This is a genomic window from Bradyrhizobium sp. USDA 4354 (genome assembly GCF_054060315.1).
The window spans coordinates 2,985,547-3,005,497 of record NZ_JBSSDC010000001.1; the positions used below are offsets into that span (position 1 = coordinate 2,985,547).

The following is a 19,951-nucleotide window of genomic DNA, read 5'->3' on the forward strand; positions in this document are numbered from 1 at the left end:
GGTGGCCGTCCAGACGCCGAATGGGTTCAATCTCGATCGTTCCGGCAGGCGAATCGTCATCGATCCGCTGACGCGGGTCGAAGGCCACCTGCGCATCGAAGCCAATCTCGATTCCGACAATGTGATCCGCAATGCGGTCTCAAGCGGGACGATGTGGCGTGGCATCGAAGTCATCCTGCGCGGGCGCGATCCGCGCGACGCCTGGGCGTTCACCGAGCGGATTTGCGGGGTCTGCACCGGCACCCATGCGCTCACCTCCGTGCGCGCGGTTGAAAATGCACTAGGAATTACGATTCCGGAGAATGCCAATTCGATCCGCAACATCATGCAGCTGTGCCTGCTCGTGCATGATCACCTCGTACATTTCTATCACCTGCACGCGCTGGATTGGGTCGACGTGGTCTCCGCGCTCAAGGCCGATCCCAAGTCAACGTCCGCGCTCGCGCAGTCTATCTCGCCCTGGCCGCTGTCGTCCCCTGGCTATTTTAAGGATTTGCAGATCCGGCTCACCAAATTCTTCGGATCAGGGCAACTCGGTCCGTTCAAGAATGGCTATTGGGGGCATCCGGCCTACAAGCTGCCACCGGAAGCGAACCTGATGGCTGTAGCGCATTATCTGGAAGCGCTCGACTTCCAGAAGGAGATCGTCAAGATCCAAGCTATCTATGGTGGCAAGAACCCGCATCCAAACTGGCTGGTCGGCGGCGTGCCCTGTGCGATCAATATCGACGGAACTGGTGCGGTGGGTGCGATCAATATGGAGCGACTGAACATCGTGTCCTCGATCATCGACCGTTCGATCGAGTTTGTCGAGCAGGTCTACCTGCCCGACATTGCCGCGATCTGCTCGTTCTATAAGGACTGGCTCCATGGCGGCGGACTTTCGAGCAAAAGCGTGATGTCCTATGGGGACATCCCCGAAAACGCCAATGACTGTTCCGCGAAGAGCTTCAAGCTGCCGCGCGGGATCATTCTTGATGGCAATCTCAAGGAGATACTGCCGATCGACCATGGTGATCCCGAGCAGATCCAGGAATTCGTAGCGCATTCATGGTATAAGCACCCCACTGATTGCTGTGGACTGCATCCCTGGGACGGTATCACCGAGCCGAGTTTTGAACTTGGGCCAAAACTCAAAGGCAGCAAGACAGATATCAAGGAGCTCGACGAAGGCGGCAAGTATTCCTGGATCAAAGCGCCACGCTGGCGCGGCCACGCTGTGGAGGTCGGGCCGTTGGCGCGATACATCATCGGTTATGCGCAAGGCAAATCCGAGTTCAAGGAGCCGGCCGAGAGACTGCTCAAGGGGCTCAATCTTCCCTTGACTGCGCTGTGCTCGACGCTTGGCCGTACTGCGGCGCGAGCGCTCGAATGCCAGTGGGCGGCGCATCAGATGCGTTATTTCCAGGATAAGCTGGTAATCCACATCAAGTCCGGCAATACGGCAACTGCCAATGTCAGCAAGTGGAAGCCGGAAAGCTGGAGCAAGGAGGCCAAGGGCTACGGGTTCACTGAGGCGCCGCGCGGTGCACTTGGGCACTGGATCAAGATCAAGGACGCCAAGATCGACAATTATCAATGTGTCGTGCCGACGACCTGGAACGGATCTCCTCGCGATCCTAAGGGCAATATTGGCGCTTTTGAAGCCTCCCTGATCGGTACCCCGATGGCCGATCCGCAGCGGCCCCTGGAGATCTTGCGCACCATCCATTCCTTTGATCCGTGCTTGGCTTGCTCGACCCACGTGATGAGTCCTGACGGCCAGGAAGTGGCCTCAGTCAATGTTCGCTAATGACATGCTGGACAGAGCTCGGAAGCTCCTTGCCGCCGGCGATGCGGAACCCACTGAACGGAGCATCGGCGCTGGCACCGCTTACGCGCCGGTGCGACTGTGGCATTGGGTCAATGCGGCGGCCATTCTGATGCTGAGTTCAACCGGCTATCTCATTGGAACCGGGACAACGGCGATATGGGGAGAGGCAAGCGGCAATTTCCTGTTCGGCTATCTCCGCTTTGCTCATTTCTCGGCGGGATATGTGCTCAGCGTCGGCTTTCTTCTGCGCATCTACTGGGCCTTAATGGGAAACGCGCATGCCATGCAGATCTTTTGCGTGCCGCTCTGGCGCAGGTGCTTTTGGCGCGAGGTGTACCACGAGATTCTCTGTTATGCGTTCATTACAGTTGACCCGAGGGGCGCGTCAGGCACAACCGTCTTGCTCAGCTCGCAATGTTCCTCATGTTTACGCAGACGATCACGTTCATGGTCGTCACAGGCTTTGCACTTTATGGGCAAGGTGCCGGTACTGACAGCTGGCAGTACAAGCTGTTCGGCTGGGTGTTTTCAATCTGGCCGAACAGTCAGGACGTTCATACCTGGCATCATCTCGGCCTGTGGGTGATCGTGATCTTCGCGCTGGTCCACGTCTACGCCGTGATCCGGGAAGACATCATGTCGGGTGAGCACGGGTTGCGCGATTGACTGGGAAGCGGATGCTGAATCTAGAAAATAAGAAACGAATCCTGGTGCTCGGCATCGGCAATATCCTGTGGGCCGATGAGGGGTTCGGCGTGCGGGTGGTCGAGGAGTTTCATCGCCGCTACGCTATCGATGACAACGTCACCGTCCTCGATGGCGGCACACAGGGGCTCTACCTCGTCAGTTTTCTTGAGCAGGCCGATTGCCTGATCGTGTTCGATGCCATCGACTATGGATTGCTGCCCGGGCAGTTGAAGCTTGTGCGAGATGACGAAGTGCCAAAATTTACTGCCGCCAAGAAGGTGAGCCTGCATCAGACCGGCTTTCAGGACGTCTTGAGTGCGGCCGACCTGCTTGGCCGCTGCCCGCGACAGCTCGCTCTCATCGGCTGTCAGCCGCTGGACCTGGAGCATTGGGGCGGTCCGCTGACCGCCCCGGTGCGCTTTCAGATTGCGCCTGCGATTGAACTAGCTTGCAAACTCCTGGCGCAGTGGGACTCGCCGGCAAAACCGCGGACCGCGCCGCTGCCTGCATCAGAACGGCTGTTGGTGAACAATATCGACCATGCAAATTTTTGAGATGAGGGCGCAGCCGGTCTAGCGGCCCGCGACTGACCATGTGCCTTGGCTTGCCAATGACGATTGTCGAGACCGACGGCATTACGGCGCTGTGCGAGTATGGCAATGAACAGCGGCGCATCTCGGTCGTGCTTCTCTCCGACACGTCGGTCGGCGCCAAGGTGCTCGTTCATATCGACACCGCGGTGCGGCTTTTGGACGAAAATGAAGCGAGGCTGATCTCGGGAGCACTTGACGGGCTTGAGGCCAGCCTTAACGGCCAGGACTGCGATCGCTTCTTTGCGGACTTGATCGGTCATGAGCCGCAATTGCCGGAGCACCTACGCTAGCAGTTCCACTCGCCGGTTGCGCCGACGAGGCTTTCTCACAAATCGAATTCCAGTCGCACGTAAGTTTTGCATGGAAACTGTCAGCCGCTTCGAGCCGTTGGTTCGAGCGGGATGCGCGGCCAGACGATGGTTGGCATGCGCCTTGCTGTAAGCCTGCTAGCAGAACCGAACATTATCAGAAAGGCATGTGATGAAGTTGCAGCCGGCGCAGTATGGTCTGGCGCGGCCCGCCCCCGTGGAGGGCGTCAGCGTCGATGCGCGCCTGGCCGCGCACGCTCCCGTGAGGGCGGCCGTGATGCCGCTGTCGGCGGGCGATCGCCTACATTTGCTCCGGATCATCCAGCTCGCATTCTTCGTTCCTGAAATGATCAAGGCGTTTCGGCAGCGCATGCAAGGCGCAGTGCCTGCGGGCGGCGTTGGTGGCGAACTGGTCGGCCGGCTCGGCCTGCGTGGCCCGTCGACGCCGAGCCTGTGCCATCGGAACGATACACTCCGCCTGATCGGCAAGAGATCGGTCCGTCTGGTCACGATCGACCGCATCTCGGTACCGATCGTTCGGCCACACGCCGGCAGCACTTCTGTCGGCAAGTCCATTGCATCTCGATACAGCCGACGGAACGTCGCGTCATGAAAACAGCGATCCGCGTTGTGTCCGACGGCGCCGACCGGGTGGCGACTGACCTTGCCGCGGGCTCTGGAAGTCCCGATGTATTCCATAGCGGGTTGACGAGTGCGAGTGCACTCGCCAAGCGCGCTTGGCGCGATGGCGACGAGCTCGCAAAAAACTATCCCAATGCCACCGCGCTGTTATCGAATGCCGCTGCTGCCGTTAGCAGCCAGAGAAGCGGCGCTCAGACGCAACTGTACGGACTCGCGAATCTCAGCGATCCCGAGCGCAAGCTGATAGGTGAAGTGCTCGGAGAAGGTGAGGTCGCCGGCGTCGTTGCGCTGCCAGATGGCTCTTTGGCGCAAATCCGGGAGTCCGTGCTTGCGGGAATCTGGCGCGTGTGCATCGGGAGCGAGCCGGCGCACGAATATCTTGAGGTCGGAGCGATCCCGCAGATTGTCCGGCGCGCCGCAACAGACTTGACGTCCGCCGATCTTGCGATCGGCGCGGCGCCGGACGGCGCGATGAACGTGCAACCGGTGCTCGCGGAAATACGCGAGCGGGCGCGCGTCTGGCGGTTTGGCATGCGCGCGCATGTCATAAATCTCACGTTGCTGCCGATGAGCGTTGTCGACCTGGCATTCCTGCAGCAAAGCGTGGGCAATGGCCCGGTCCAACTCATCTTCCGCGGCTACGGCACCTGCCGAGTGCAGGCGACCGGGATCAGGAATCTCTGGTCGGTGCAGTTCTTCAATTCTACCGACAACATCATCCTTGATACGCTGGAGGTCGGCGGCGTGCCGATTATTGCGTTGGCTGCCGACGAGGATTTCCAGGACTCTGCCGAACGCATGCAGGAAATTATCAAGGCGTACTTCACATGAAGAGCTTGGAGAACGTTCGGCATCGGGTGGGATCCCGCAGACGGGGCGCGCACAGCGACCGCCGGCATATCTTGCGCGGTATGATGGGGGAGCAGTGCGCATGAGCCTAGCTGCCCGCAACAAAATTGATGTCACCGTATCGCTTGCTGCCGACGTAGTCGCCGCGGTTGAGATCCTGCCGCGGGTCCGACCGCCACTGACGCGCCTGTTCGCCGGCAAACAGGCCTCGTCACTGCTCAACGTGCTGCCGCGGCTCTTCGCGTTGTGTGCCGCTGCTCAGCAAATCGCACTGCTGTCCGCGATCGAGACCGCGCGCGACGAAGCGATCACCCGCGCAACAAAACAGCATCGTATTGCGCTTATCGTTACCGAGCGCATCGCGGAATTGCTGCGCGGCCTCTTTGTCGGACATCTTACGCAAGACGTCGCGAGTGCGGCGGTCATCCGCTCCCTGATGCGGGGAATGTCAGCGCTTGTTGGCAGCGCACAGCCAGCCTGGGGCTCAGCTCAACGCGAAGCAACAGCGCGGATTGTGGGTGCGCTGGCCGCGCTCGGCATGCCGAATGAGGGTGGCGCGCTGAGGTCCGGTAGCCCATTGGCGCTTCGCATTGCAGCGCTTGATGAGATCGACCTGAAGCCAATTCCGGCGGAGCACTCGTTTCTGTCGGTTGCCGACGACCGCAACATCATTAAACGGCTGCTCGTGGATGACGCGACATTTTGCTGTTGTCCCAATCTCGACGGACATGCGCCCGAGACGGGTCCATGGGCGCGCCAAATGACGCGTGATTGGCTCTCGCCGAGCCCATCCGGAGCGGCCGAGCGGCTGAGGGCCAGAATTGCTGAAATCCTCCGGCTATACGCCTGGCTCAAGGCCGGTGCTCATATTGACTCGGCGGAGCATGGGATTATCGAAAGCTATAAGCTAGGACCCGGCCGTGCAGCGGCCGCGGTCGAATGCGCCAGGGGGCGTCTCTACCACGCGGTTGAGCTTGATCCTCAGGGCCGGATATCCCGCTTCGAATTCCTTGCGCCGACGGAGTGGAATTTCCACCGGCGCGGACCGCTTGTCCGGAACCTGCAGGGCGCGGGTGCTGACGGCTAAACAACGTCGGGATGCAGTACACGCGGTGATTGCATCGCTCGATCCGTGCGTCGGGTTCACCCTCAATTTTCGCGAAGTTGGCGATGCATGAAGTGACGATTTGTCTTGGCATCATTCAAATCGTCGAGGAGGAGGTACGTCAGCGATCCTTTTCGCGGGTGCGGAGCGTCTGTCTAGAGATGGGAGCGCTGAGTCATGCCGCGCCTGAAGCGATCAGGTTCTGCTTTGCTGTCGTTGCAACGCGGACCGTTGCCGAGGGCGCGGTCCTAAATATCGTCGAACTTCCAGGCGTTGCCTGGTGCATGAGCTGTTCGAAGAGCGTCGAAATTGCACGGCGCGGTGAATGCTGTCCTTGCTGCGGCAGCTATCAATTGCAGGTAACCGCGGGCGAACAGATGCGCGTGAAAGAGCTGGAGATCGATTGATGTGCACCATTTGCGGCTGCACCGAAGGAACGCCGTCGACCAAACGCGCGAAGGCGCATGATGCGGAGAGCCATGAGCGATACGATGGCCATGTGCAGGACGATTGCGATCGCCATTGTGCCCATCCGCATGGCGACCAAGGCCCGCAGCGTTCAAACCATCCTGGCGATAGTCATAGTCGCAATCATCGCTCTGCCCATCACCAGGCTCATGGCATGCAGGCGCTTCTGAGCGGCGGCGCCGGGCCGGCTGGCTTGAAGGTCGGGGGCATGAGCAGAGAGCGGGTCATTCAGGTCGAGCGCGATATTCTTGGCAGGAATAATGGGATTGCGGCGGACAACCGCGCGCTCTTTGTAGCCGATGACCTGCTTGTATTTAATCTTTTGTCCAGTCCCGGTGCAGGTAAAACGACGCTGCTCGTCCGCGCCGTGTCCGAGCTCAAGCGTAGCCGCCCGGTCGGAGTCATCGAAGGCGACCAACAGACCTCGAATGATGCCGAACGTATTCGGGCCGCCGGCGTGCCAGCTATTCAAGTCAACACCGGCAAGGGTTGCCATCTCGATGCTGCAATGATTCGCGAGGCTTATCGGCGCTTGCCGCTGCTCGCGGGCGGTATTCTCTTCATCGAGAACGTCGGTAATCTGATCTGTCCCGCAGCCTTCGATCTTGGCGAGGCCTGCAAGATCGTAGTGCTGTCGATGACTGAAGGTGAAGACAAGCCGCTCAAATATCCTGATATGTTTGCCGCTTCTGCGCTCATGGTGATCAACAAGATTGATCTGGCGTCGCTGCTTGAGTTCGATTTGGGCAAGACGATCGAATACGCCAGACGCGTCAATCCAAAGATCGACGTGCTTGTAGTCTCGGCGCGTACTGGCGAGGGGTTTGGCGCGCTCTACGCCTGGATCGATAGACAGGCGGGGCATCGGAGGCGCGCCATAGAGGACACGAGGCGATGAGCGCCGCAACCACCGGCAACCGAACGCGACTGCGCGTGTGCGTGAGTGGGGCCGTGCAAGGGGTCGGATTTCGTCCTTACGTCTATGGACTCGCTATGCGGTACGGATTGGCGGGGTTTGTCATCAATGGCCCCGAGGGCGTTATCATCGAGGTCGAGGGCCTCCGCGCGTCGGAGTTTGTCGCTACGTTGCCGCTCGAGGCGCCTCCATTGGCACGCATCGACCACATCTGCGTGCGGGAGACCGCGGCGCACGCGGCGAAAGACTTTTCGATCGGCACGAGCGAAGGCGGCAAATTGTCGACGCAGATCGTCGCTGATGCTGCTGTTTGCCAGCAATGCCTCAGCGAGCTGTTCGATTCAGAGAATCGGCATTACCATTACCCCTTCATCAGTTGCTGCCATTGCGGCCCACGTTACACCATCGCCGAACGGCTTCCGTACGATCGCCGCAACACTGTGATGAGGGCTTTTAGGCTGTGCGCCGCCTGCGCGGCCGATTATGCCGATCCGGCGAGCCGCAGGTTTCATGCGGAAGCGATCGCGTGTCCGACATGCGGTCCTCGGCTCAGCCATGGGATCAGCGCCATTGTCGCGGCAATCGCGGGAGGACAAATCGTGGCGATAAAGGGGCTGGGCGGATACCAGCTCCTTTGCGATGCGCGTAACCAGGACGCCGTGCAAGTTTTGCGCAGGAGAAAGCATCGCCTTCAGAAGCCGTTCGCTGTTATGGTCGATTCCATAGAGTGCGTCAGCGACATCGCGGAGGCGAACGCGCCCGAGCTTGCGCTGCTCGAATCCGTAGCACGTCCCATTGTCCTTCTGCCTTCGCGCAACAATCTGGCGCCCGCCATAGCTCCTGGCTTATCGCGTGTGGGTGTCATGCTGCCTGTAGCGCCGCTGCATCACCTCATCTTTCATGCGCTTCGCTCGGCAGGAGCATGTGCGGGGGCCGGCCCGGTCATCGTCGCCACCAGTGCCAATCTTTGCGGCGAACCGCTCCTGATCGATAACGCGCAGGCGCTGCGGCGGCTCAAGGGGATCGCCGACCTTATCGTGACCCATGATCGCGATATCCTGACGCGTGCTGATGATTCCGTGGTGTCGGTGGTGGCTGGCCGGCCGCAATTCATTCGTCGTGCCCGTGGCTATGTTCCCGAACCGATCAGGCTTGCGAAGTCGGTGCCGTCCGTGCTCGCCGTCGGCGGCGCACTGAAATCGACCGTCACCATCACGCGGGACAACCAAGCGTTCGTCTCCCAGCATATTGGCGATCTGGATACGGCCGAAGGCATCCTCGCGTTCGAGGAGACGATCCGACATCTTACATCGAGCCTTGATGTAGAGCCTGTCGCCATCGCCCATGATCTGCATCCTGATATGGCTTCTACCCGGTTTGCGGAAGCAAATGGCCGCGCGTTGGTCGCTGTCCAGCATCACCACGCACACGCTGCCGCAGTGATCGCCGAGCATGGCCATGCGGGAGCTGCGCTTGCCCTGGTGCTCGATGGCCATGGCCTTGGCTCCGAGGGCGGTAACTGGGGTGGCGAGCTATTGTTGTGCGAAGGGACGAGGTGTCGACGCATCGGGCACTTAGCGCCCTTGAAAATGCCTGGTGGAGATCGTGCAGCCCGCGAGCCGTGGCGCATGGCGAGCGCAGTTTTACACGGGCTCGGCCGGGGTAACGAAATCGGGCCGCGCTTTGCGGGGCAACGGCAGGCTGGATGTGTGTCGGCCTTGCTCGATCAGCCGGGCGGGGCCACCACGACCAGTGCGGGCCGGTTGTTCGACGCGGCAGCGGCGCTGCTGGGGATTGCCAGTTTGCAGAGCTATGAGGGCGAAGCGGCGATGAAGCTCGAGGCGCTGGTGCGGCGGACTGCGATTCTCGAAGCCGGCTGGACGATCGATGGCGGCGTGCTGTCGCTTCGTCCGCTGTTTGCGCGGTTGATTGCAGATGACATTGACGCCGCGGGCGGAGCCGGGCTGTTTCATGGCACCTTCGCCGCCGCCTGTGTTGACTGGATCTCGCGCTCTGCGCGGACAACCGGCGTTAATACCGTCGTTCTGAGCGGGGGCTGCTTCCTGAACGCGGTGCTGGCGGACGAAATCCCGCGCGGTTGCAGCGCTGCCGGCCTTACCCCGCTGGTGCCACGGCAGGTGCCGCCCAATGATGGCGGTTTGAGCCTTGGCCAGGCCTGGATTGCCGCTCTGCAGATTGTTCAACGGTCGTCCGCCTGAGGAGGAAGAGCCTGATATGTGTCTTTCGGTTCCGGCAAAGATTGCGAAAATTCTTCCCAATGACATGGCCGTCGTGTCCATCGATGGCATCAGCCTGGAGATATCGATTGCTCTCATCGACGAGCTCGAGGTCGGCGATTGCGTCCTTGTCCATGTCGGCTATGCGCTGGCCAAGATCGATCCGACGGAAGCCAAGCGCACGCTGGAGCTCCTGCAGGAGCTAGGCAGCGAAGGGGAACGCTGATCATGAAATATTCCGACGAATTTCGCGACAAGACGATCGCGCAGGGACTTGCGCGTGCGATTGACGCCGAGGTCAGTTCGCAAAGAGCCTATCGGTTCATGGAATTTTGCGGCGGACACACTCATGCGATCTCCCGCTACGGCCTGGAGGATCTGCTGCCCGCGAACGTCCGCATGATCCACGGGCCCGGTTGTCCCGTCTGCGTTCTGCCCGCCAGCCGAATCGACATGGCGATCCGGCTCGTCGACCGACCAGAGGTCACTCTGTGCGCCTACGGCGACCTGATGCGCGCGCCTGGGTCGCAAGGACAGTCCCTGTTGCGAGCTAAAGCGCTCGGCGCCGACATTCGGATGGTCTACTCGACGCTCGACGCTATCCGGCTCGCCGAACAGGCGCCGAGCCGCGAAGTGATCTTCTTTGCCATCGGATTTGAGACCACGACGCCCCCGACGGCGGTCATGATCCGAATTGCCGAGAAGAAGCGGCTGAAGGGCCTGAGCGTGTTCTGCAACCACGTGCTTACACCCTCTGCGATGCACAGCATTCTCGAGAACCCGAAGATCCGCAACACGGGTGGGGTCCCAATTGACGGCTTCATCGGTCCTGCACATGTCAGCACCATTATCGGTACGCAGCCCTACGAGCCCCTGGCGGAACAATTCGGCAAGCCGATCGTGATCGCGGGATTTGAACCCCTCGACGTGATGCAGGCGATCCTGATGCTGGTGCGGCAGGTGAACCAAGACCGCTACGAGGTGGAGAACCAATACAGCCGTGCAGTGACACGCGAAGGCAATCGGCGCGCCAAGGAGGAGGTATCGCAGATATTCGAACTGCGTGAGCAGTTTGAATGGCGTGGGCTCGGACTCGTACCCAACAGCGGACTGAAGCTGAAGCAGGCTTACGTGCAATTCGACGCCGAGACCCGTTTTGCGATCAACGACCTGCGTGTCGCAGACAATCCGGCGTGCGAGTGCTGCGCGATCCTGCGCGGCGCCAAGCGGCCGGTCGAGTGTAAGCTGTTTGGAACCGTCTGCACACCGGAAACTCCCATAGGGCCCTGCATGGTATCATCGGAAGGCGCTTGTGCGGCGTATTGGACCTATGGCCGAGTTCGCGATGAGCCGTTGAGGCGGACGTCATGAGCGTAAAGGGCAATCAACGCAAGCTCGACGTCGAGAACGGACGCGTTGATCTTTCCCACGGATCCGGGGGCCGTGCCATGGCACAGCTGATCTCCGGCCTTTTTCACCAAGCCTTTGGTAATGAATGGCTCGCGCGCTGCAATGATCAGTCGGCGTTTGACGTTGCGGCAGGCAGGATGGTGATGACGACCGACGGCTATGTGGTCTCGCCGCTGTTCTTTCCCGGCGGCAATATCGGGTCACTGGCTGTGCACGGCACGATCAATGATGTCGCGATGTCCGGCGCTCGTCCCCTCTATCTGTCGGCCAGTTTTATCATCGAGGAGGGCTTCCCGTTCTCTGATCTGAAGGCGATCGCGGATTCCATGGGCGCGGCAGCGCGCAATGCCGGCGTTTACATCATTGCCGGAGACACCAAGGTCGTCGAGCGCGGCAAGGCGGATGGTCTGTTCATCTCTACGACCGGGATCGGGATTGTGGCCGATGGGCTCGATCTCTCCGCCGACAAGGCAAAGGTCGGGGACCGTGTGCTTGTCTCCGGTAGCCTCGGCGATCATGGGGTGGCGATCATGTCAAAACGCCAGAACGTCGCTTTTGAAACCGAGGTCGTCTCGGATTCCGCAGCGTTGCATAACCTCGTAGCGGTCATGGTTGCCGCCGGCGGTAGCGGCATCCGGGTGATGCGCGACCCCACGCGCGGTGGGCTTGCCGCAACCCTCAATGAGATTGCGCATCAATCCGAGCTCGGGTTCCGTCTGCAGGAAGCATCCATTACGGTGAAGCCCGCGGTTGCGGCTGCCTGCGAACTCCTTGGACTCGATCCGATCCATGTCGCCAACGAAGGCAAGCTCGTTGCGATCGTCGCGCCTGATTTGGCCGATGCCGTGCTTGCAGCCATGAAGGCGCACCCGCTCGGGTCCGATGCAGCTGATATTGGCGAGGCGGTGGCTGACAATCGGAAATTTGTGCAGATGGCGACCAGTTTCGGCGGTCGACGAATCGTCGACTGGTTGTGGGGCGAACAATTGCCTCGGATCTGTTGACACACTGCGCTCTGAACGATCCTTTCCTATGGGCAATCTGTCCAACCGGTAGACTGCGACTTCGCTCTTTAGGCGTGCTGAATATCGGTTGTTAGCTTTTCCACGAACCGAGAACGCAATTCGAAACGATTCATCGCCATCGCGCAGTTTCGAGGGCTAAGCGAGCATGGTCACACGATCCGCTCGGTACCCGTAGGTTTGAAATCCTGCGAAGCTTGTCAAATATCGTTGAATTTCTGCGCCATTTTGACGGCTGCGTCGCAATATCGCTGCTCGCTTGCGATTAGAAAGGCACTCTAGGCAGGGAGTTTTCAAATGAAGGTCGGAGTCCCCAAGGAAATCAAGGCGCACGAATATCGCGTGGGCCTTACCCCGGGAGCTGTCCGCGAATACGTGGCGGCGGGCCACCGCGTGATGATCGAGACCAATGCCGGCGCTGGTATTGGTGCAACCGATGACGATTATCGCATTGTTGGCGGAACGATTCTAACTTCCGCAGCTGAGGTATTCGCATCGAGCGAGATGATCGTAAAGGTTAAGGAACCTCAGCCGTCCGAATGGTGTCAGCTGCGGGAAAATCAGATCCTGTTCACTTATCTGCATCTGGCCCCCGACCCGGATCAGGCCAAGGGCCTCCTGAAATCTGGATGCACTGCGATCGCCTACGAGACCGTAACTGATCCGCATGGTGGTCTTCCGCTGCTGGCGCCGATGAGCGAGGTGGCGGGTAGGCTTGCGATCGAAGCGGCGGGGAGCGCCCTGAAGCGGAGTGCAGGCGGACGAGGGCTGTTGATCGGTGGGGTGCCCGGTGTTCAGCCTGCCCGAATCGTGGTCATCGGAGGTGGCGTCGTTGGTACGCACGCGGCACGCATGGCGGTTGGTCTGGGCGCAGAGGTGACCATCATCGACCGTTCGATACTCCGGCTCCGCGAGTTGGACGAGCTATTCGAAGGACGCGCTCGCACCAGGTTTTCGACTATCGACTCCGTAGAGGAAGAGGTATTTGCGGCGGATGTGGTGATTGGTGCGGTGCTCGTTCCAGGTGCGAGCGCACCGAAGCTGGTCCGCCGGACCATGCTGAGCTCGATGCGCAAGAGGGCGGTGCTCGTGGACGTCGCTATCGATCAGGGCGGCTGCTTTGAGACATCGCGCCCAACCACTCACGCTGATCCTACTTACGAAGTGGATGGCATCATCCACTATTGCGTGGCCAATATGCCCGGGGCCGTGCCGCTGACCTCAAGCCAGGCACTGAACAACGCGACGCTGCCGTTTGGTTTGGCTCTGGCCAACAAGGGCTTTTCCGCCGTGCTCGAAAATCCGCATTTGCGCGCAGGCCTCAACGTCCATCGGGGCCGGCTAACTTACGAAGCGGTGGCCGAAAGCCTCGGGCTGCCCTTCTCACCGATCGAACAGGCTGCGGCCTGATCCCAGAGGCCCTTATGGGCGTTTCCTCCCTGACTTAGGCCACCCTTCGGGGTGGCTTTTTTTTCCGCTCCATCGATCTGCTGACCGGCGCCGGGATGCATTTCGAACTTGGAGCGAAGCGGAGGATCACCAGACGAACGCCTGGCTTTAGTCCCCGCACGATGCGAGACAATGTACTTTCGGTCCATACAGCGCATATGAATGCCGGTTTCGCCAGGTAATCCAAGGCAATTGAGAATGCGTCCTGCGAGTCCGCTGGGGGCCCGCGATCACCGGACCGACTTTGTCTGGCCCGACGCCGCGATTCTGACTGTCTGTGGAGACGCCAACCGGCCCGGTGATGACTGTGCGGGTTACCTTGGTGCTGTCGCCGAAGCCGCCGCTGCCCGGTGAGTGGAACCATCAAGATGCGGCTCGGGGTCGACCTGATATACCAGCGGAGAACTTTTTGAAGTCGCGCGGCTCATCCATCATCGCCGCGGCACGGCGGCCTTAGCAAGGATCGCAGATCGTTCTCTAAGGCTGGCGAACGCGGTTCACCTGATCTCTGACTGCCGTGAGATCGACCATGCGCAAACCACGGAATCGAGCTCAAGCTACTGTCATGCGCGTTGTAGGATTTGCGACACGGTGTCGAGACGGCGACTTGCGTTCTCGAAAATAGCCCAGACAAAATCAAGTTGAACTGTCTGGCACAAGACTTGAAAGCAAGAAACTGTCCGCAACTTTCGCTCATGGAATCGCATTGATGGCCTACAAGATAATCGCATCCCAGTGCACCGTCTGCGGTGCATGCGAGTTCGAATGTCCCAATGCCGCGATCAACCTGAAGAACGACATATATGTGATCAATCCGACCCAGTGTACCCAATGTGAGGGGCACTTTGACGCGCCGCAATGCGCCGTCGTTTGTCCGGTGCCCGATACCTGCGTGCCGGCATAGGTGGAGCTAGCCGATGAGAGGAGCTCCGGCGCGAAACATGATGAAAACGCGATCGACAGCCGCCGCCTTTTGGATCCGTCTTCTATCTCTCTCACTCGCTGGCGCCGAGTCGGCGGCAACTTGCGCGATCCGCTCAGATAGATTGTGGCGGAATCCTCGCCAGCGGGAGTTGTCGTTGCGCGAGTGGAGTGGGCAATGGTAGCTGTACAAGAGACGGTCGAGCGCGTGAAGCGCATCGACGTCGACCAGTATCGTTATGGGTTTGAGACCCTGATCGACTCCGAGAAGGCCCCCAAGGGGCTGTCGGAAGAGATCGTAAAGTTCATCTCGCAGAAAAAGAACGAACCCGCCTGGATACTCCAGTGGCGGCTGGAAGCCTATCGGCGCTGGCTGACCATGACCGAGCCGACCTGGGCCCGCGTCGACTATCCCAAGATCGACTTCCAGGACATCTACTATTACGCGGCGCCGAAGCCGAAGAAGACGGTCACCTCGCTCGACGAGATCGATCCGGAGATCCTGAAGACCTACGAGAAGCTCGGCATCCCCTTGCGGGAAGTCGCCATGCTCGAGGGCGTCGAGCCCAAGGTGGGCGAGGAAGATCCGGCCCGGCGCAAGATCGCGGTCGACGCGGTCTTCGATTCGGTCTCGGTTGCGACCACGTTCAAGGCGGAGCTCAAGAAGGCCGGCGTGATCTTCATGCCGATCTCGGAGGCGATCCGCGAGCATCCTGAACTGGTGCAGAAATATCTGGGATCGGTGGTGCCGACCTCGGACAATTTCTACGCGACGCTGAACTCGGCGGTGTTCTCCGACGGCTCGTTCGTCTACGTGCCGCCGGGCGTGCGCTGCCCGATGGAGCTGTCGACCTATTTCCGCATCAACGAGCGCAACACCGGCCAGTTCGAGCGCACGCTGATCATCGCCGACAAGGGCTCGTACGTCTCTTATCTCGAAGGCTGCACCGCGCCGCAGCGCGACGAGAACCAGCTGCACGCCGCCGTGGTCGAACTCGTCGCGCTCGACGATGCCGAGATCAAATATTCGACGGTGCAGAACTGGTATCCGGGCAATTCGGAAGGCAAGGGCGGCATCTACAATTTCGTCACCAAGCGTGGCGACTGCCGCGGCAACCACTCCAAGATCTCCTGGACCCAGGTCGAGACGGGTTCGGCGATCACCTGGAAATATCCGAGTTGCATCCTGCGTGGCGACAATTCGCGCGGCGAGTTCTATTCGATCGCGATCTCGAACGGCTTCCAGCAGGTCGATTCCGGCACCAAGATGATTCATCTCGGCAAGAACACGTCGAGCCGCATCATCTCCAAGGGCATCGCCGCCGGCAAGTCGCAGAACACCTATCGCGGTCTCGTGACGGCGCATCGCAAGGCGACCGGGGCGCGCAACTTCACCGCCTGCGACTCGCTGCTGATCGGCGACAAATGCGGCGCGCACACCGTGCCCTACATTGAGGCCAAGAACTCCTCCGCGACGTTCGAGCATGAGGCGACGACCTCGAAGATCTCCGAGGACGTGCTGTTCTACTGCATCCAGCGCGGGCTCAATCAGGAAGAGGCCGTCGGTCTCGTCGTCAACGGCTTCGTCAAGCAAGTTCTGCAAAAACTGCCGATGGAGTTCGCAGTGGAGGCGCAGAAGCTAATCTCGATCTCGCTTGACGGATCTGTCGGATAACCAAACCTCCCGCGAGCCCCCTCGAATGCGGCTCGCCAGATGACATTTCAGGGATCAGATTAGAATGGCGCTACTCGAAATCCGAGATTTGCATGTTGGTGTCGAAGACCGCGAAGTTATTCGCGACCTCGATCTTAACGTCAATGCGGGTGAGGTGCACGCGATCATGGGGCCGAACGGCTCCGGCAAATCGACGCTGTCGCACGTCATTGTCGGCAAACCCGGCTACGAGATCACCGACGGCCAGATCCTGTTCAAGGGCGAGGACCTCCTCGAGATGGACCCGAACGAACGCGCCGCCAAGGGTGTGTTCCTGGCATTCCAGTATCCGGTCGAGATCCCGGGCGTAACCACCATGAACTTCCTGCGGGCGGCACTGAACGCCCAGCGCAAGGCGCGCGACCAACAGGAATTCTCCACCCCCGAATTTCTGAAAAGAGCCCGCGAGGTGGCCGGTTCGCTCAACATTCCGCAGGACATGCTCAAGCGCGGCGTAAATGTCGGCTTCTCCGGCGGTGAGAAGAAGCGCAACGAAATTTTGCAGATGGCGTTGTTCGAGCCGAGTCTGTGCATCCTTGACGAGATCGATTCCGGGCTCGACATCGACGCGCTGCGTATCGTCGCCAGCGGCATCAACGCCCTGCGTTCGCCGGAACGAGCGATGATCGTGATCACGCACTATCGGCGGCTTCTCGACCATATCGTGCCGGACGTTGTGCACGTGATGTCGAAAGGGCGGATCATGAAGAGCGCCGGCAAGGAACTCGCGCTGGAGCTCGAGGCTTCTGGCTACGCTCAATTCGAAGACGCGGCCTGACGACTCAAGGGGCTCCGATGAAGCAGGTTTTGCCCAAAGCCGACCCCGAACGCGCAATTGGCAATGTTTTCGCTGCGGCGCGTGGACGGCTGCCTGGTGCAGGCCTTGTCCCCCAAATCCGGGCGAGCGCATTTGAGGTCTACGAGCGTACCAGCCTTCCGCATCGGGGCATGGAAGACTGGAAATACACTGATCTGCGCGCCCTAATCGGCGAGGTGCTGCCACTTGCTCCGCGACCGGATGCGGAGGCGCTGGTGCGCGCAAAGGTGTCTGCCAAGCAAGTGGCTGCCGATCAGGCGGTCAAACTGGTTTTGGTGGATGGCATATTCGCGCCGGAGTTATCCGATTTCGGCAGGCTGGAAAATGAAATCGTTGTACGGTCGCTGCGAGAGGTTCTGGAGAATTCGGCCACTGGGTCCATGGCCGGTCTGGTGCTGTCGATGACGAGCGATCCGGCGATCTCGCTCAATGCCGCAATGGCGACAGATGGCCTGGTGATTACGGTCGCCGATGGAAATGCGGTGAAGCGTCCAATTCAAATCGTTCACGTCGCAACCGGGCTATCGGTGTCCACCTTTACACGCTCCTATCTGCAGCTCGGTAAAGGAGCGCATGCGGCGGTCGTGGAAAGTTTCGTCCCGGCTGAAGGCGCGAGCGGCTATCAAGCCAACGATGCGATAATCGTCCTGGTTGGTGACGAGGCGAGCCTTTCGCATATCCGCGTCGCAGCCGATGCCTCTGACGCCGTGAACATCTCGTCGGCGATCATCGCAGTCGGCGCCAGGGCTAAGCTCGACCTCTTCAGCATGACCTGTAGCGGCTCCATCAGCCGCTATCAGGGATTCATCACGCTGGCCGGCGAGGGAACCAAGCTCTCGGCAAATGGGGTTAATCTCATCAGGGACAAGCTGCACGCCGACACAACGATTGTGGTCGACCACGCCGTGCCACATTGCACCAGTCGGGAGAAGTTCCGCGCAGTCGTCGACGATTGCGGCCGCTCGGTGTTTCAGGGCCGAATCGTCGTTCGTCCCACCGCCCGGAAGGCGGACGCCACCTTGACGACGCGAGCGTTGCTCCTATCGGACCGGGCCGAGGCCAACAATAAGCCCGAACTTGAAATCTTGACTGACGACGTGACCTGCGTCCACGGAGCGACATCGGGTGCGCTGGACGACACTCTCGTATTCTATCTGCGCGCTCGGGGGCTATCCGAGACGGATGCGCAGAGGTTGCTGATTAAAGCATTTCTTGGCGAGTCGATTGAGGAGATCACTTCCGAGAATCTACGCGATTTTGTGACAGCGCAAGCTGAACACTGGCTGCAGGCGGGGCGATGAGCGCACATCCCGCCGTGAGCATTGGTAGTTATGAGGTCAACCGTCTGCGTACGGACTTTCCTGCGCTCGCCATGACGGTGTACGGCAAACCGCTTGTTTACCTTGATAACGCTGCATCCGCGCAAAAGCCCAACGCTGTGCTTGACCGTATGATGCAGGTGTACTCCAGCGAATACGCCAACGTGCATCGCGGCTTGCACTACCTCGCTAACGCGGCGACCGAGGCGTATGAAGGCGCCCGTATTAAGGTGGCGCAGTTTGTGAACGCGCATTCAAACGAAGAGATCATCTTCACCCGGAGCGCCACGGAAGCAATCAATCTGGTGGCCCAGACTTTTGGCCGTGAACGCATTAGCCCGGGTGATGAAATCGTTCTCTCGATTTTGGAACACCACTCCAACATTGTGCCATGGCACCTTCTCAGGGAACGACTCGGTGCAGTGATCAAATGGGCGCCAGTGGATGATGACGGAAACTTTTTGCTCGATGATTTTGAGCGACTGCTGACCCAGCGCACCAAGATGGTTGCAATCACACAAATGTCGAACGTGCTCGGCACGGTGTTGCCGGTGAAAGACGTGGTGAGGATCGCGCATGCTCGTGGTATCCCGGTGCTGGTCGACGGATCGCAAGGATGCGCCCATCTGAGCGCCGACGTCTGCGACATTGATTGCGATTTCTACGTCATGACGGGCCACAAACTCTATGGTCCGACTGGCATCGGTGTGCTTTACGGCAAGTCTGAGCATCTGGCATCGATGCCGCCCTTCAATGGCGGCGGGGAGATGATCCGTGAGGTCTCGCGTTCCGGCGTCATTTATGGTGATCCGCCACACCGGTTCGAAGCGGGTACGCCGCCGATCGTCGAAGCCATCGGTTTAGGCGCGGCTATCGATTACATCAATTCAATAGGCAAGGTGCAGATCCGCGGGCACGAGAGCGTACTGCTCGCCTACGCGCAGGAGAGGCTGGCGGACATCAACTTCGTGCGCATGATCGGGACCCCTGCCGAGAAGGGGCCGATCATTTCATTTGATATGAAGGGTGCGCATGCGCATGATATTGCCACGGTCGTCGACCGCGCCGGGGTAGCGATACGGGCGGGAGCCCACTGTGCGATGCCCCTGCTCAAGCGCTTCGGCGTGCTGGCGACGTGCCGTGCGTCCCTCGGACTTTACAATACACGTGAAGAGATTGATGTGCTCGTGCGTGCGCTTATCAAGGCGCGGCAGCTGTTCTCGTGATTCGGCGAGCCTACGACCGACGTCCAGGTGGCGAGGCAGCTCGCATTGAGGTCTGGAGGATGAGGTCATGCACCTCATCGTCATCGCAGCAAGTAAGCACCTGTAGGTCTCAGCAAGCATAGATAGCATTGGCAAGCCTGTGTCGGCCAGCCGGCCTTGCAGCAGGTCTTCCTGTACGGCCGCCTTGGGCAAGCGCGATCGCAGAGTACTGCGATCGCGGACACGCTCGAGAATTGGGCGGGCAATACACGCACGCCAGCCCTTGTTCCATTTCGAACAGGCCCAAACCAAGAGTTCTCTGCCCAAAGCGTGATGTCGGGTTCGCAACAACACCCCTGTCACCGCACGAGACGCGCTAAGCGATTTTGATTGCTGTGTTTTTTTCCTCACGAGACGCTGGCATGCTGGTTGCAAAAGTCTTGGTCAAGAAGCCGCCCTCGCAACAGCTAACTTTT

The 19,951-nt window shown here is 59.9% G+C and carries 18 protein-coding genes and 1 pseudogene; all 19 read left to right on the forward strand.

Translation table 11 applies throughout. From position 1 onward, the window contains the following. Position 1: 1 nt before the first annotated feature. Positions 2-1,792: a nickel-dependent hydrogenase large subunit gene (locus ACVIIV_RS13970; protein WP_456744700.1), complete on the forward strand. Its 1,791-nt coding sequence runs from the start codon at positions 2-4 to the stop codon at positions 1,790-1,792. A 4-nt stretch (positions 1,793-1,796) separates the two neighbouring features. After that, positions 1,797-2,479, forward strand: a pseudogene (gene cybH / locus ACVIIV_RS13975) (Ni/Fe-hydrogenase, b-type cytochrome subunit). An 11-nt stretch (positions 2,480-2,490) separates the two neighbouring features. Then, entirely contained in the window at positions 2,491-3,054 is a 564-nt protein-coding gene (locus tag ACVIIV_RS13980; protein ID WP_456744701.1) for a HyaD/HybD family hydrogenase maturation endopeptidase, read from the forward strand. A 38-nt stretch (positions 3,055-3,092) separates the two neighbouring features. Further along, a complete protein-coding gene (locus ACVIIV_RS13985) occupies positions 3,093-3,383 on the forward strand; it encodes a HypC/HybG/HupF family hydrogenase formation chaperone (protein WP_456744702.1) in 291 nt (96 codons plus the stop codon). 190 nt (positions 3,384-3,573) lie between these two features. Further along, a complete protein-coding gene (locus tag ACVIIV_RS13990) occupies positions 3,574-4,014 on the forward strand; it encodes a hypothetical protein (RefSeq protein ID WP_456744703.1) in 441 nt (146 codons plus the stop codon). Next, positions 4,011-4,874 (forward strand): hydrogenase expression/formation protein, encoded by an 864-nt coding sequence (locus ACVIIV_RS13995; RefSeq protein WP_456744704.1) that lies wholly within the window; start codon positions 4,011-4,013, stop codon positions 4,872-4,874. The genes ACVIIV_RS13990 and ACVIIV_RS13995 overlap by 4 nt, the downstream gene beginning before the upstream one ends. A gap of 100 nt (positions 4,875-4,974) precedes the next feature. Next, positions 4,975-5,979: a hypothetical protein gene (locus tag ACVIIV_RS14000; protein WP_456744705.1), complete on the forward strand. Its 1,005-nt coding sequence runs from the start codon at positions 4,975-4,977 to the stop codon at positions 5,977-5,979. Positions 5,980-6,062: 83 nt separating this feature from the next. After that, positions 6,063-6,404: a hydrogenase maturation nickel metallochaperone HypA gene (gene hypA, locus ACVIIV_RS14005; RefSeq protein ID WP_456744706.1), complete on the forward strand. Its 342-nt coding sequence runs from the start codon at positions 6,063-6,065 to the stop codon at positions 6,402-6,404. Next, the gene (hypB, locus tag ACVIIV_RS14010; RefSeq protein WP_456744707.1) at positions 6,404-7,363 is read left to right on the forward strand and encodes a hydrogenase nickel incorporation protein HypB; all 960 of its coding nucleotides are present in this window, start codon (positions 6,404-6,406) and stop codon (positions 7,361-7,363) included. The genes hypA and hypB overlap by 1 nt, the downstream gene beginning before the upstream one ends. Next, on the forward strand, positions 7,360-9,600 hold the full coding sequence (gene hypF / locus ACVIIV_RS14015; protein ID WP_456744708.1) for a carbamoyltransferase HypF: 2,241 nt from the start codon (positions 7,360-7,362) through the stop codon (positions 9,598-9,600). Before hypB ends, hypF begins: the two co-directional genes overlap by 4 nt. 64 nt (positions 9,601-9,664) lie before the next feature. After that, complete coding sequence (locus ACVIIV_RS14020; RefSeq protein ID WP_456744709.1) at positions 9,665-9,844, forward strand: HypC/HybG/HupF family hydrogenase formation chaperone; 180 nt, start codon at positions 9,665-9,667, stop codon at positions 9,842-9,844. A gap of 2 nt (positions 9,845-9,846) precedes the next feature. Continuing rightward, on the forward strand, positions 9,847-10,989 hold the full coding sequence (gene hypD, locus ACVIIV_RS14025; protein WP_456744710.1) for a hydrogenase formation protein HypD: 1,143 nt from the start codon (positions 9,847-9,849) through the stop codon (positions 10,987-10,989). Further along, positions 10,986-12,032 (forward strand): hydrogenase expression/formation protein HypE, encoded by a 1,047-nt coding sequence (gene hypE, locus ACVIIV_RS14030; protein WP_456744711.1) that lies wholly within the window; start codon positions 10,986-10,988, stop codon positions 12,030-12,032. Before hypD ends, hypE begins: the two co-directional genes overlap by 4 nt. A 315-nt stretch (positions 12,033-12,347) precedes the next feature. Further along, positions 12,348-13,460 carry an alanine dehydrogenase gene (gene ald, locus ACVIIV_RS14035; protein WP_456744712.1) on the forward strand — a complete coding sequence of 371 codons (1,113 nt, stop codon included), beginning with the start codon at positions 12,348-12,350 and terminating at the stop codon, positions 13,458-13,460. A gap of 748 nt (positions 13,461-14,208) precedes the next feature. Then, the gene (locus ACVIIV_RS14040; RefSeq protein WP_091956552.1) at positions 14,209-14,403 is read left to right on the forward strand and encodes a 4Fe-4S binding protein; all 195 of its coding nucleotides are present in this window, start codon (positions 14,209-14,211) and stop codon (positions 14,401-14,403) included. 195 nt (positions 14,404-14,598) lie between these two features. After that, on the forward strand, positions 14,599-16,095 hold the full coding sequence (sufB, locus tag ACVIIV_RS14045) for a Fe-S cluster assembly protein SufB (RefSeq protein WP_456744713.1): 1,497 nt from the start codon (positions 14,599-14,601) through the stop codon (positions 16,093-16,095). Between the two features lie 64 nt (positions 16,096-16,159). Next, complete coding sequence (gene sufC, locus ACVIIV_RS14050) at positions 16,160-16,912, forward strand: Fe-S cluster assembly ATPase SufC (RefSeq protein ID WP_456744714.1); 753 nt, start codon at positions 16,160-16,162, stop codon at positions 16,910-16,912. A gap of 17 nt (positions 16,913-16,929) precedes the next feature. Next, positions 16,930-18,252 (forward strand): Fe-S cluster assembly protein SufD, encoded by a 1,323-nt coding sequence (gene sufD / locus ACVIIV_RS14055; RefSeq protein ID WP_456744715.1) that lies wholly within the window; start codon positions 16,930-16,932, stop codon positions 18,250-18,252. Beyond that, positions 18,249-19,496, forward strand: coding sequence for a cysteine desulfurase (locus tag ACVIIV_RS14060; RefSeq protein WP_456744716.1), 1,248 nt, complete (start codon positions 18,249-18,251; stop codon positions 19,494-19,496). Before sufD ends, ACVIIV_RS14060 begins: the two co-directional genes overlap by 4 nt. The last annotated feature ends 455 nt before the right edge of the window (positions 19,497-19,951 follow it).